The sequence below is a fragment of the Bacillus paramycoides genome, assembly GCF_001884235.1.
Classification (GTDB): Bacteria; Bacillota; Bacilli; order Bacillales; family Bacillaceae_G; genus Bacillus_A; species Bacillus_A paramycoides.
In genome coordinates this window covers 1-13,303 of sequence record NZ_MAOI01000008.1, presented here as the reverse complement: position 1 = coordinate 13,303, position 13,303 = coordinate 1, and the positions used below count along the sequence as shown (strand labels likewise).

The following is a 13,303-nucleotide window of genomic DNA, read 5'->3' as shown; positions in this document are numbered from 1 at the left end:
CTTCCCCCCTAATTATTTTTTAAGTGTTAATGCGTGATCTAAAACTGCTTCTCCATTCATCATGCCGTAGTGCATTGGGTTAATAACATCGATCCCAACATTTTTCTCATCAGCAAGCGTTTTCATTGAAGAAAGCATGTAACGAACTTGTGGTCCTAGTAATAATACATCTGCTTCATCGATATTGTTTTTTACTGCATCCCCAGATACAGCCCAAATCTTTCCATCTAGACCGCGAGCTTTTGCAGCTGCTTCCATTTTTGTAACTAGTAAACTTGTAGACATCCCTGCTGAACAACATAATAAAATATTCATTTCTGAATCCCCCTTGTGTAGTATAAAAAATTTATGTTTATTTATTTATTTTTCTTTACGCTATTTATTAATGCAATTAGCGTGCCAACTTTTTAAAACGCCCAAAATCAGCGTTTTTTCGAGCAATTCTTTTGTGTGTTACCGCTTTCAAATAGTGTGTTATCGAAAAAACACACAGTGTGTTATAAAACAACACGCTTTTAACACATAACTGTATGAAAATAGATTAGTGTTTAGTTGTCTAGTTATGTTTAAAACAAAAAAACACCGAAAAAATTTTTTCAGCGAAAATTATTTCTTTATTTTAACCCACTATTTAGTGATGTAATGTTTCTCTTCCAATATAATGTGGTCTTCGTTTCTTAAAAACATAAAAAAACCTTGCATAAGCAAGGTTCATTCAGCTACTGACATCTTCCTATATAATTCTACAAACTCACTCGCCAATTCCTTCACTGTAATTGCGTTCATTAAATGATCTTGCGCATGTACCATCAGCAGGGTAACCTCTGTCTTTTCCCCGCCAGCTTCTTTCTGTATGAGCTCCGTTTGTAAGCGGTGCGCCTCTTGCAATTCATTTAAAGCTTCTTGTAGTTTAGCTTCCGCTTCCTTAAATTCACCGCGCTTAGCGCAATCAATTGCTTCCATTGAACAACTTCTCGCATTTCCTCCATGCAAGATTAAATGAAAAACTTTCATCTCTATCGTATCCATTTCAGTTATTTACTCCCCCTTTTCTTCCGCTACTTTTTGTTTATCCCATATTTTTAAGAATGGCAAATAAATAAAGAATGCAAGTGCAAAGTTAACGAGCTGCAAAACAACTCCTGAAATTTTCCCACCTGATCCTAAATATCCACTAAAGAGAATAGGTGTAGTCCAAGGTACAGCAGCTCCGCTCGGACGTGCAACCCATCCCCATTCCATTGCAAAATAAGAAACAATCGTTAATACGACTGGCACCAATATAAATGGAATAAGTAAAATTGGATTCATTACTATCGGCATACCAAAAGTCACCATTTCATTAATATTAAAAATACCTGGTGCAATCGACAATCGGCCTATACTTTTTAATTGCTGACTTCGCGCAAATAATAACATTCCTACAACTAAAGCAAGTGTTGCACCAGAACCGCCCATATAAATCCATAAATCAAAAAACTGCGCAGTAATCGTATTCGGTACGTCTTGCCCAGCCTGAAATGCAATTCGATTTTGATCCATTAATGACAACCAAATCGGACTCATTACACCACCAACAATTGCAGCGCCATGAATTCCGCACGCCCAAAGTACATGGACAACGATAACTGCGATTACTGCACCCCAAAGGCTAGCTCCCAGTACGCTAAGAGGCTCCTGTAGAAGCTTCCCTACAACATTATGAATGCTACCGAAAGTCGTATGTTCAAAAATCAATCTAATTATCCAAACAACCGTCACAACAATAAAACCTGGAATAAGCGCAGCGAATGAACGCGTTACTGCCGGCGGAACTGTCTCTGGCATTTTTATAATCATCTTTTTTTGAACAATAAATCGATAAATTTCAGTAGATATAATTGCAATAATCATCGCCACAAACAAACCTTGGCTTCCCATTAGTGCAGCTGGTATAACTCCATCTACAAGTACACTTTCCTTTGTATTTGGTATCATATACATAACTTGGAACGGTGTTGCAAGCAAAAACGATACAAGTGACAATGCACCAGATGCTAAAGCATCCACTTTATAATACTCACCAAGCCTGTAAGCGATTCCAAAAACAGCTATTAAAGACATTATATTAAAAGTTGCACTGACTGGGTACCCCAAAGCTTTCTGCCAATTCTCCCCAAACAAGCCTGCCATAAAATCATTATATCCTGGTATTGGTAAAGCACTAATTATAAGAAAAAAAGATCCAATAATCAAGAAAGGCATCGTCAAAATAATTCCATCACGAATCGCCTGCAAATGTCTCTGCTCGGCAACCTTTCCTGCTACTGGCATCACATATTTCTCTAAAAACCCAATCATCTATCCCACTCTCCTCATGGTTTCATTGACAAAGCTGCTTGCAAGATAGCTTCTCCATTACAAAGTCCGTAATGGACGGATTGAATGACATCAACAGGTATTCCTTTTTCCTTACATAACTCTTTCATTTTCGGTAATAAATAACGTACTTGTGGCCCAAGTAAAAGTACATCTGCATCATCAATATGATTTCGCACTTCTGAACCTGATACAGCCCAAATTTTCACCTCTATCCCCATTCCCTGTGCCGCTTTCTCCATTTTCGTAACAATCAAACTGGAAGACATTCCCGCTGCACAGCAAAGCAAAATATTCATTCCACTTCCCTCCCCTTTTTCTAAACCTAAGTTATGGCCCATCCCTTACCACCACTAGGTTACAAATATATATGTCTAGATTTCCTGCTGTATGCCGAGCTTAAAAACAAAAATTTCTCGGTTTTCACGCTATTCTATCTATCTGTATTTTCCTAGTAAAGAGGACCCTAACTCGCTATAATAATTCCGTATGATTTTTTTACAATCGATAGGAGGGTATATTAATGAAGGCATATCGCTTTCCACTTATTTTATTATCTTCCATCCTAATTGGTGGTTTCATTGGTTATTTCATGGGTGCCGATGCAGTTGCTTTAAAGCCGCTTGGTGACATTTTCTTAAACTTAATGTTTACGATTGTTGTACCCCTAGTTTTCTTTAGCATCGCGTCATCTATTGCCAATATGGATGGACTAAAACGTTTTGGTAAAATTATGTCTAGTATGGCTGGAACTTTCTTATTTACAAGTATTTTAGCTGCTATTTTTATGATTATCATCGTGAAAGTATTCCCGCCAGCACAAGGTGTTGTATTAGAACTAACACAGCCTGATAAAGCTGAAAAAGCTGTTAGCGTCGCTGATCAAATTGTCGGTATCATAACAGTATCAGACTTTTCAAAGTTACTATCTCGCGAGAACATGTTAGCACTTATTTTCTTCTCTATCTTAATGGGGATCGCAACTTCAGCAGTTGGCGAAAAAGGAAAACCATTCGCTACGTTTCTACAAGCTGGTGCAGAAATTTCAATGAAAGTTGTATCTTTCATTATGTACTACGCTCCAATCGGACTAGCTGCTTACTTCGCAGCATTAGTTGGTGAATTCGGACCACAACTTCTTGGAACTTACTTCCGAGCGGCAATGGTATACTATCCAGCTTCTCTTATTTACTTCTTTGTATTCTTTACATTCTATGCGTACCTTGCAGGTCGCAAACAAGGTGTACAAGTTTTTTGGAAGAACATGGTTTCTCCTACTGTTACCTCACTTGCAACTTGTAGTAGTGCCGCAAGTATTCCCGCGAACTTAGAAGCAACGAAGAAAATGGGGATTTCTTCTGACGTTCGTGAAACAGTTGTCCTTCTTGGATCTACACTTCATAAAGACGGATCTGTTTTAGGTGGCGTATTAAAAATTGCTTTCTTATTCGGTATTTTCAACATGGAATTCGAAGGACCGAAAACATTAGCAATCGCACTTGTCGTTTCTCTATTAGTAGGAACAGTAATGGGTGCAATTCCAGGCGGGGGTATGATTGGTGAAATGTTAATCGTTTCTCTATACGGCTTCCCTCCAGAAGCGTTGCCAATTATCGCAGCAATCAGTACAATCATCGATCCTCCTGCAACGATGTTAAACGTAACAGGAGATAATGCTTGTGCCGTAATGACAGCTCGCCTTGTAGAAGGTAAGAACTGGATCAAAAATAAATTTGCTTAATATATAGAAAGAGGATGCTCGTTTTGAGCATCCTCTTTTTCGTTGTGATTTGTCGAAACGCCGATATATTTGATTTTGCATCGATATAATTCCATCCCGCCACAATTTTGTTACAATCTTCACAAATATTCCACATCTCTCATCCCTTCTCCGTACTATAATCATGTATGGAAAAGGAGATGGACATGATGACACAAAGCGCACCAGAATTTAAAGTTTTGCAAAGCATTGCATTTCTTGCTGTCGTTTTGCAAAGTTCCTTATTATATACAATGAATCAAGGGAACATCTTACTTGAGCAATCCCTCATTATGGGTATGTTATTTAATCTCGTAAAGTTTTCAGCACCTGCATTCATATTTATCGTCGGATTTCACTTAATTCGGCAATATACGAAACAACTCGTTTATACAGAATATATTTATGAAAAAGCCTCACATTTACTTATTCCTTATTTCTTCTGGTCTATTCTTTACCTATTAACAACAAATGAAATCGTTACAATGCAAAGTGGAATAAAAAGTTTATTACTCGGAACGGCCGCACCTCATCTTTGGTACGTAATTATGATGTTCCAAATTCACTTATTGTTCCCTTTACTATGCACACTATTTTATTGGTTTCAAAAACGAACAGAAAATAAAAAAGACATATATAAATATATGACCATTTTCGCTTGTCTATATTTTCTTTTAATGTGGTACTCTTCCCACTACATTTTCAATGGAGAGAAATTGACTAACTCAACCATTTTACATTACACAGATCGTTCTTTCTTCTTCTATTCATTCTATTTCGTTATGGGAGGAATAGCAGCTGTAGCATTAAAAACTTGGCGCTTATTTGTAATGAAACATATCCCACTTGTGACAATCTTATTTTTCGTTTTATTTTTATTTATCAATTATGAGTTATTTAGTTTTTACGGTGCAAACTCTATTCATTTAACTGTTTCTACCTATTTAAAACCATCAATGTTTCTATATATTGTATGCGAAATTATCATACTATACGTGCTATCTATTACAATTGTACAGCGACGTGGTTTCTTATATAAAGCTTTACGATTTATCGGGAATTACACGTACGGTGCTTATTTAGCTCATTTTTTCTTCTTGCAACTATGTACAAAATTTCTTTCCTTATTCGCACTGCAAGAAAACACAATATTATATAGCCTATTACTATTTATAGTAACGGCCACAATTTCTCTTGCAACTATGTTTATTGTTAGCATACTACCATTTCACACGTGGATTACAGGACCTTCGCCTACAACGAAGATGAAATGGACGAGGATTTCACTCCGAAAGAATCATGAAAAAGTATTTAAACAATATCTCTGATATAATAAAGTGAAACTTTAATCAGTGGGGGCCCCATCCCCCACTGATTATTAGTTGAACCAATCGGGCTTTTACAGGCAGTTGATCTCCCACCTAACTTCCTCGCATTCGCCGAATTTCAAGGTGGAGGTCTTACTGCCTGTTAATGCGGGGTAATATTTCATATGAGAAAAGAAAGTGAGAGACAGCTATGATCAATCAAGTTGGACAAATTATGTTATATGTAAACAATCAAGATGAGGCAGTACAATTTTGGACAGAAACAGTAGGATTCCAAATCATTGCTGAAGAAAATAATGGACAAGGATTTCGCTGGATTGAACTCGCTCCAACAAAAGAAGCAGCAACAAGTATTGTCCTTCACGATAAAGCGTTAATCGCGAAGATGCAACCTGAATTAAACTTAAATACCCCTTCATTAATGTTCTTCTCTAATAACCTAGATCAACTCTATAAAGATCTTTCTGAGAAAAACGTGACAGTTGGGAAAATTATGGACTTACCTACAGGTAGAGCATTCAACTTTGCTGACAGCGAACAGAATTACTTTGCAGTTATGGAAAAGAAATAAGAAAAAGCTATCCGAAAAGGTCGTAATGAAACCTTTTGTACGGATAGCTTCTTTATATTATGAAACTTGCTCTGCATTCGTTTCCTTATGCTGTATATGACTCGTGATCCAGGCAATTCCACCAGCGACAACAAGGTAGCATAATAAAATTAAAATTTGCATTCGTAATTGCGACCAATCCCCTAACGAGATAACATCTTGTAATCCTCTAAGAGAATGAGACATTGGGAGAAACTGTCCAATTTTGCTAAGCACTGCTATATTTAACTCTCCTGGGAAAGTACCTCCACTCGTCGCTAATTGAAGGACGAGAAGCGTTACCGCTGCAAATTTCCCAACAATGCCGAATACCGTTACTAACATAAGAATAAATGTCATGAACGTAAAGGAAATAATAATACTTGATAACACGAACAGTGGTACACTTGCGACTTCTAATTTCATAAATCCAAGCACAACCGTATCTACAAGGAATGCTTGAATTAATCCAATTAAATATACTAAGCCTAATTTATTTATAAAATGTACCGTCCCGCTTACCTTCATATTTTGCCTACGTCCAAGAGGTAAAATATTCGATGCCATAATTCCACCGACATAGAATGCCAGTGATAAGAAATATGGCGCGATTCCTGAACCGTAGTTAGGTACGTCAGAAACGGTTGACTTCACTAATTGAACTGGCTCTGAGAACATCGCATTACGCGCATCATCATTACGAACATTCGCTATCTTCTCTGCGCCTTCTCCCAATTTCGTAGAAAGTTCCTTCGCACCATCGTCGAGCTTAACAAGTCCATCTGTTAACTTTCCAGCGCCATTATTTAACTCCGTTCCGCCACTCGCAAGATGATTTACACCTTCTTGTAATGATGTAAATCCATTTCCCCACTTCGTGAATCCATCAGCTAAATTTGCCGCACCATCTGCTACTTTTTTTGTTCCACTCGTCGCTTCATTTAATTTAACTCCGAATGTATTCATACCTTCTTCAATCTTATGCTGCCCGTCAGTTAACTTCCTCGCACCTTGCGTCAATTGTTGTTGACTAGCATTTAATGTATTTGTTGCTTTAGCTAATCCGCTAGAAGTAGCAACAATTTGCTGAAAGGCAGGGTCTTGCTGTACTTCTGGATGATTTTTCGCGTACTCTTCTAATTGCTTTTTGACCGCATTTGCCGCTTCATCTGCCTTAGCCTGTCCTTCCGCTAACTTTTCATTTCCGCTTATCCATTCATTTGTTCCAGCACTTAAATTACTAACTCCTTCTTGTAGCCCTTTCTCACCTTCCGTTAGCAACTCCATTCCATTATGAAGAGATGTTGCTCCCTGGCTCAGTTCATTCGCTCCTCCGGTTAACGCCCCTTGGCTAGCCGCAAGCTTATCGCTACCTTCTTTCAACTGATTTGCGCCATCACTTAAACGGTTAATACCACTAGAAAGCTCATTAATTCCGTTTTTCGCGTCTGTCGTTCCCTCATGCAATTTTCCAGCACCATTACTTGCATCATTCAAACCTTGCGCCAAATCTTGAAACTTTGAAAAGACACCTTCTGTATAAGACTTTGTAATGCTATTTGAGATTTTTGTTTTCATATTTTCAACAGCTGTCGTTCCAATTTGAGCTGCTACAAAGTTTTTACCTGGATTTACTTTATATTGTAGCTGTGCCGGCTCTGGTTTCTCATCCATTAGTGTACTTACCTTTTTCGAGAAATCTTCTGGAATTGTAACGACCATATAATATTTGTCTTCTTTTAACCCTTCATCGGCATTTTTTTCTGATACGAAATGAAAAGCTAGTTCCTTGTTTTCTTTTAAATTTTTTACAAAATCGTCTCCAGCGTGGATCGCTTTTTCATCCATCACAGCACCTTTATCTAAATTAACAACCGCAACAGGTAATTTATCTAATCGTCCGTATGGATCCCAATATCCAGCTAGAAAGAATCCCGCATAAATTAAAGGAACAATTAGTAAAAAAATTAAAGCGATACGTCCATGTTTATGATTCCACATCGCCTTCCAATCTTTAAATATAAGTTGAATTCCCTTCATGAAAAATACTCCTTCTTCTAATTTAACACTCTTCGAATGGTTTAACAGATTTACTATACACGTCACCTTTCATACTGTATAATACATCTTTAATTATCAATTCATTCCTTTTGGTCTATAGAAAGGAGATTCAAAATGGAACTTCTTCAATTAAAATATTTTCAAACTGTTGCACGGTTAGAACATATGACGAAAGCTGCCGAAGAATTGCACATTGCACAACCTTCACTCAGCAAAACAATCGCTAGACTAGAAAAGGACTTAGGTGTCCCTTTATTTGATCGCCAAGGTCGAAAAATTACACTAAACTCTTTCGGAAAAGTATTTTTAAAGCGAGTAGAACGTATTTTTCATGAATTAAGTGAAGGAGAACGAGAAATTAAAGATTTAGCAGAATTACAACAAGGCTCTATTACACTAGCCGTTTCTATCCCGAGAATATTACCGGAACTCCTCGGTTCTTTTTTATTAGAACATCCTAACGTACGATTCCAACAATTCCTCGCATCTACTCCTTCTATGAAACGGCAACTAGATGATAAGGAGATTGATTTTTGCATTTCCTCTGTGCCAATTGAAGGAGAAGAAATTGTTTGGGAACCACTTATCACAGAAGAAATTTTCTTAGTCGTCCCTTCAGACCATCGATTATCAAACCGCGAAAGCATTCATCTGCATGAAGTAAAAGACGAGCCATTCATTAGTATGAACACTGGTTACGGATTCCGACACTTAACAGATGTATTTTGCAAAGAAGCTGGTTTTACTCCGCATATCGCGTTTGAAGTAGATGAACCAACCGTTATTAGCGACCTTATTAAACAAGGTCTTGGCGTCGCCTTTGTCCCAAGCTTAACTTTATTGAAAAACTCTACTTTAGCATCAAATAAGCTACGTATTATTGAACCCAATTGCGAAAGAACAATCGGCTTAAGTTGGTCAAAGAAACGTTACTTATCAAAAACTGCCCAGCAATTTCGTAAGTTTGTTATCAAGTACTTTTCTACTATTAGTACATGAAATTATATCGACGTTTTGACAAGGAATATCGACTTATCAACAAATAACGACAAACATAAAAAGGCGCCATCCCCTAGGATGGCACCTTCTATTTCTTACTCTTCTCCAGTTCCATTTCAGCTAGAAGTGGCAATACATTATCGAATATATGTGTATTATTATTTTCACCTGTTACATATCCACCGTAATATCTACTAAATACATTATCATTTCGGAATGTAGTCATCCGTTCATACAATTCCTTAGCAAACTTTGTATCACCTGTTTGTAGTACATACAAAATAGTTAAACCGTAAGAGGCTGGTGATTCATAATTCACAGCTTGTTTTCCCGTTTCTAAGTTATAGCGACCGTATAACTTTCCATCCTCGTGGAATTTCTTCTTTATAAATTCCAAATAAGCATCTGATGAAAGACCACCTAGACTACGATGGTAAGCAACGTACGATTGATCAATAAGATTCACTTCTTTATCATACGTAAATGTACCATCTTCTTTATACTCTTTCGGAAATGCCCAACCGTTTCTCGGATAATTAGCTAAAAACTGAACAACTTCCTGATATTGTTCAGCAGAAATTTTTCCGTACCTTTTCATATAAGAGAATGCATGAGGATTTATGTAAGATGTTGTTGTAAATTTATTTTGTCTACCTGCATCTACGTCATAATAATCAACGTAATAATTATCTTTTTTATTATACCGAAGTACAGCATCGCTCAATTGATCTGCCAAATGTTTATAACGCTCTTCCTTGTACATTTCATAAGCCCGATATAATTGTTCAATAATACGAAGGTCATCTATAAGTGCATTTGTGGCTGACTGCATTTCCCCTTTTTCAGAGATTTTCCATAAAACGATATGATCCTTATGTACAAAATAATTTTGAATGACCTTTACTTGTTCATCGAATAATGCTTGATCATCTTTATCCAGCGTATACTGTAACCATAATCCTGCCGATTCCGATAAAGCTTCGTGGCCTTTCGCCTCACCTGTTCCTGCCTTTGTATCTGCTAAACGGTACGTTGCAAGTGTCCCATTTTCATTTACCATATGCCTTAAAATAAAACGTTCCGTACGATTTCCTTGTAAAGCCGCCCAAAACACAATTCCTCCTAAAGCAAGTAAGACAATAATTCCAATCCCTATATATACACGTTTTCGCAAACTTTTCACCTCCCTAGTAAGACTAACCTTAATTTTACTAGAACATACACAAATATAAAAAAGACAATCCTTTAGATTGTCTCCTCCATTATCCTTCACAAGCTTCTTTAGAAGGTCTATATAGCGATTCCACAAGTCGATCGTATTCACGACGCGTAATTTCTTTATTATACAACTTTAATAATAAATCTCTATGCTCTTTTGAAAATGCCATCTTTTTAATGACTTCAGGATACATAAGACACCCTCTCCATTTCACATAAACTTCTTCATTCTATAAACGTAACACGCCTAAATAGAACTTATGTTCGCATAAAAGATTATAAAATATTACCTGCTAAAAAACAAACAAAATATTACCGATTTTTATATTTCTTTCTCTTTCGAATATTTCAAAATCATATTACCATACTCACTTTTTAAATACACACATATTTTTGGTAGTTTTTTTGAATAAATCTTCCAATTCAATCAGAAAATAATGGCAAAAAGAGAAGAGGAGCATACATATGGATACTGTAACATTAGCAAGGGCCTTTTTCGGTTCTTCACTAGCATTCCACATTATCTTTGCAACGCTTGGAGTCGGACTGTCTTTAATGATTTTTATAAGTGAAATATTGTATCACTGGAAGAAGGATTCTGACTATGCCATTATGGCAAAAAGATGGACAAAGGCTTTTGCCATCCTTCTCGGTGTAGCAATTCCAACTGGAACAATTGTTGGTGTGCAAATTTCACTTCTTTGGCCTGGCTTCGCCAAAATTGTTGGTCAAGTTATTTCCGTTCCCTTTCAAATTGAGATTTTCGCCTTCTTTTTGGAAGCTTTATTCATGTCTATTTACGTATATGCAGCTGATAAACTACCTCCATTTATGAGGTTAGTCTCGCTCTTTTTCGTTATGCTTGGTGCCACTGCATCCGCCGTGCTTATTACATCAGCAAATACATGGATGAATACACCAGCGGGCTTTTCAATGAGTCCGGATGGCTCAGTTTTTAACGTTGATCCGTGGAAAGCTTTCTTTAATCCGAGCTTTGGTACAAGTGCATTCCACGTTGTTATTACGGCATATGCAACTGGAGCAGCAGTTATCGCCTCTATCGCCGGATTTAAATTATTGAAACGAAATATAAGCGCACGTGAAATTGCTTATCATAAAAAAGGATTACTTTTAGGACTTGTCGTTACTTTCATTACTGGTGCTACGATGTGGCTTTCAGGGCACGAGTCTGCTATCGCCTTACATAAACATTCACCCGAAAAACTAGCATCTGCTGAAGCTTTATTTGAAACGACATCACATGCTCCTTTATCAATTGGCGGGGTTGTTGATCCTAATACCCTTGAACTAAACTATGCACTCGAAATTCCAAACATGCTCAGCTTATTAGTCGGACTCGATCCTAGTACCGTCGTAAAAGGGCTAAATGAATTCCCGCAAGAAACGTGGCCACCATTTTATACACATACGCTTTTTAATTTAATGGTCGGCTCTGCTACATTTACCTTTGCTGTCGCAGCTATTGCCCTTATGTATTGGTACTTTGTTTATCGAAAAAAAGGAGCGGAGTTACCGAAATGGCTTCTTTGGGCGACTGCTGCATGTGGACCTGTTATGATGCTCGGTATTGAATTCGGATGGATTTTCAGTTGTAGTGGTCGCCAACCATGGACAATTTATGGTATGCAACGTACGTTAGATGCTGCTACACGTGCCGATTTCGTCGGTCCTTTATTTGTCCTATTCATCATTTTATACATCGGACTCGCTATTTTAACAGTCTTTGTACTACGGACATTCTTTAAGAGACATCCGCTAAAGAACGATTTACATCAACAAGGAGGCGATTCTCGTGCATGAGGAAAGCATTGCAATCATCATCTTATGGGCTCTTATTTTCGTATATAGTATATTAGGGTCCATTGATTTTGGAGCTGGTTTTTGGGGCATGGTATACGCTAAACATCCGACACTCGCTGCAAAGCTTGCCAATCGGTACTTATCACCAACTTGGGAAGTAACAAATACGTTTCTCGTCTTTGTCGTAGTCGCTTTTCTCGGTTTCTTTCCAAAAGCAGCCTTTACCCTTGCAACGGTTATGTTCGTACCAGTTATGTTAATTTTAGTACTCGTTGCGATTCGAAGTACATTTATGGTATTTGCTTACTCTTTGCCGAAATACCAACATCTTCTTCGTATTATTTCAGGTATTACTGGACTCTTAATTCCAGCTCTATTAATTACCGTTCTACCCGTCACAGAGGGCGCCTATATTACAATGTCTGAAGGAAAAGAAGTGCTCCTTTATGGAAAGCTTCTTTCTAGCCCCGTTATATATTGTTATATGCTCTTCGGACTAACATCGGAACTATTTCTCTCTTCTCTCTTCCTTGCTGATTTTGCGAGAGAACAAGGTTCTGAAGATACGTACCGAATTTATAGAAGAAATGCCATCATACTTGGTCCCGCAACGCTTGTTACTGCTATTATTGCTCTCGTTGTAATGGACCCTAAAACACACTGGCTTATGCAGGGATTAATAAAACAATTCCCATGGTTTACAGTTTCTATCGTTTTATTTGTTATCGGCTATTCCTCCCTTTGGTGGACAAATAAAAAATACGGTACACTAGGCTTCCCTCGTATTGCAGTTTTAGCTGTTGTCGCTCAGTATGCATTTGCAAGCTACGCTTACGGCGTCGCGCATTTACCATATATCATTTACCCAGATGTAACTGTATTTACCAGCTTTACGACGACCGAAACATTTTATGCATTGCTTATTCTTTACGCAATCGGGATTGCAATTTTACTACCAGGATTTATTTTCTTCTGGAATTTATTCTTGAAGGATCGAACTTTTTTGAAGGAAAAATAATAAAGTGAAACTTTAATCAGTGGGGGTTTTGTTCATCCCCCACTGATTATTAGTTGAACCAATCGGGCTTTTACGAGCAGTTGATCTCCCACCTAACTCCTTTGCTTTACAGCCGAATTTTGAGGTGGGAGTCTTACTGCCCGTTAATGCGG

At 37.5% G+C, this 13,303-nt stretch carries 13 protein-coding genes; 6 read left to right on the top strand and 7 right to left on the bottom strand.

The genetic code is table 11. The features are described 5' to 3' along the window. Positions 1-12: 12 nt before the first annotated feature. From BAU28_RS00715 to BAU28_RS00700, 4 genes are all read right to left on the bottom strand, one after another. A complete protein-coding gene (locus BAU28_RS00715; RefSeq protein WP_048370233.1) occupies positions 13-315 on the bottom strand; it encodes a PTS sugar transporter subunit IIB in 303 nt (100 codons plus the stop codon). A 396-nt stretch (positions 316-711) separates the two neighbouring features. Continuing rightward, a complete protein-coding gene (locus BAU28_RS00710) occupies positions 712-1,029 on the bottom strand; it encodes a PTS sugar transporter subunit IIA (RefSeq protein ID WP_002174231.1) in 318 nt (105 codons plus the stop codon). Between the two features lie 9 nt (positions 1,030-1,038). Further along, a complete protein-coding gene (gene celB / locus BAU28_RS00705; RefSeq protein WP_002174232.1) occupies positions 1,039-2,340 on the bottom strand; it encodes a PTS cellobiose transporter subunit IIC in 1,302 nt (433 codons plus the stop codon). 14 nt (positions 2,341-2,354) lie between these two features. Continuing rightward, the gene (locus BAU28_RS00700; protein WP_033719674.1) at positions 2,355-2,657 is read right to left on the bottom strand and encodes a PTS sugar transporter subunit IIB; all 303 of its coding nucleotides are present in this window, start codon (positions 2,655-2,657) and stop codon (positions 2,355-2,357) included. 224 nt (positions 2,658-2,881) lie between these two features. On the opposite strand from BAU28_RS00700, the gene BAU28_RS00695 reads away from it, so the two are divergent. The 3 genes from BAU28_RS00695 to BAU28_RS00685 all read left to right on the top strand — a co-directional run bounded on the left by BAU28_RS00695 (position 2,882) and on the right by BAU28_RS00685 (position 6,016). Beyond that, on the top strand, positions 2,882-4,099 hold the full coding sequence (locus BAU28_RS00695) for a dicarboxylate/amino acid:cation symporter (RefSeq protein ID WP_048370231.1): 1,218 nt from the start codon (positions 2,882-2,884) through the stop codon (positions 4,097-4,099). 188 nt (positions 4,100-4,287) lie between these two features. Next, positions 4,288-5,445 (top strand): acyltransferase, encoded by a 1,158-nt coding sequence (locus BAU28_RS00690; RefSeq protein ID WP_071717427.1) that lies wholly within the window; start codon positions 4,288-4,290, stop codon positions 5,443-5,445. Between the two features lie 190 nt (positions 5,446-5,635). Continuing rightward, positions 5,636-6,016 (top strand): VOC family protein, encoded by a 381-nt coding sequence (locus BAU28_RS00685; protein WP_071717426.1) that lies wholly within the window; start codon positions 5,636-5,638, stop codon positions 6,014-6,016. A 57-nt stretch (positions 6,017-6,073) separates the two neighbouring features. On the opposite strand, the gene BAU28_RS00680 is transcribed toward BAU28_RS00685, so the two are convergent. Continuing rightward, on the bottom strand, positions 6,074-8,074 hold the full coding sequence (locus BAU28_RS00680; protein ID WP_071717425.1) for a YhgE/Pip family protein: 2,001 nt from the start codon (positions 8,072-8,074) through the stop codon (positions 6,074-6,076). Positions 8,075-8,209: 135 nt separating this feature from the next. On the opposite strand from BAU28_RS00680, the gene BAU28_RS00675 reads away from it, so the two are divergent. Then, positions 8,210-9,094: a LysR family transcriptional regulator gene (locus BAU28_RS00675; protein ID WP_071717424.1), complete on the top strand. Its 885-nt coding sequence runs from the start codon at positions 8,210-8,212 to the stop codon at positions 9,092-9,094. 88 nt (positions 9,095-9,182) lie between these two features. Here BAU28_RS00675 and BAU28_RS00670 read toward each other — a convergent pair whose 3' ends face one another. Beyond that, the gene (locus tag BAU28_RS00670) at positions 9,183-10,268 is read right to left on the bottom strand and encodes a transcriptional regulator (RefSeq protein WP_071717423.1); all 1,086 of its coding nucleotides are present in this window, start codon (positions 10,266-10,268) and stop codon (positions 9,183-9,185) included. An 88-nt stretch (positions 10,269-10,356) separates the two neighbouring features. After that, on the bottom strand, positions 10,357-10,506 hold the full coding sequence (locus BAU28_RS30275) for a hypothetical protein (protein ID WP_002174240.1): 150 nt from the start codon (positions 10,504-10,506) through the stop codon (positions 10,357-10,359). Positions 10,507-10,777: 271 nt separating this feature from the next. On the opposite strand from BAU28_RS30275, the gene cydA reads away from it, so the two are divergent. Then, positions 10,778-12,133 carry a cytochrome ubiquinol oxidase subunit I gene (gene cydA, locus BAU28_RS00660; RefSeq protein WP_048370217.1) on the top strand — a complete coding sequence of 452 codons (1,356 nt, stop codon included), beginning with the start codon at positions 10,778-10,780 and terminating at the stop codon, positions 12,131-12,133. Then, positions 12,126-13,151 (top strand): cytochrome d ubiquinol oxidase subunit II, encoded by a 1,026-nt coding sequence (locus BAU28_RS00655; RefSeq protein ID WP_071717422.1) that lies wholly within the window; start codon positions 12,126-12,128, stop codon positions 13,149-13,151. Before cydA ends, BAU28_RS00655 begins: the two co-directional genes overlap by 8 nt. Positions 13,152-13,303 lie beyond the last annotated feature (152 nt).

Bases quoted from the DNA above. Each gene is read 5' to 3' on its own strand.
- BAU28_RS00675 (WP_071717424.1), top strand. From the start codon at position 8,210: ATGGAACTTCTTCAATTAAAATATTTTCAAACTGTTGCACGGTTAGAA.
- BAU28_RS00715 (WP_048370233.1), bottom strand. From the start codon at position 315: ATGAATATTTTATTATGTTGTTCAGCAGGGATGTCTACAAGTTTACTA.
- BAU28_RS00695 (WP_048370231.1), top strand. From the start codon at position 2,882: ATGAAGGCATATCGCTTTCCACTTATTTTATTATCTTCCATCCTAATT.
- BAU28_RS00680 (WP_071717425.1), bottom strand. From the start codon at position 8,074: ATGAAGGGAATTCAACTTATATTTAAAGATTGGAAGGCGATGTGGAAT.
- BAU28_RS00685 (WP_071717426.1), top strand. From the start codon at position 5,636: ATGATCAATCAAGTTGGACAAATTATGTTATATGTAAACAATCAAGAT.
- cydA (WP_048370217.1), top strand. From the start codon at position 10,778: ATGGATACTGTAACATTAGCAAGGGCCTTTTTCGGTTCTTCACTAGCA.
- BAU28_RS00700 (WP_033719674.1), bottom strand. From the start codon at position 2,657: ATGAATATTTTGCTTTGCTGTGCAGCGGGAATGTCTTCCAGTTTGATT.
- BAU28_RS30275 (WP_002174240.1), bottom strand. From the start codon at position 10,506: ATGTATCCTGAAGTCATTAAAAAGATGGCATTTTCAAAAGAGCATAGA.
- BAU28_RS00710 (WP_002174231.1), bottom strand. From the start codon at position 1,029: ATGGATACGATAGAGATGAAAGTTTTTCATTTAATCTTGCATGGAGGA.
- BAU28_RS00690 (WP_071717427.1), top strand. From the start codon at position 4,288: ATGACACAAAGCGCACCAGAATTTAAAGTTTTGCAAAGCATTGCATTT.
- celB (WP_002174232.1), bottom strand. From the start codon at position 2,340: ATGATTGGGTTTTTAGAGAAATATGTGATGCCAGTAGCAGGAAAGGTT.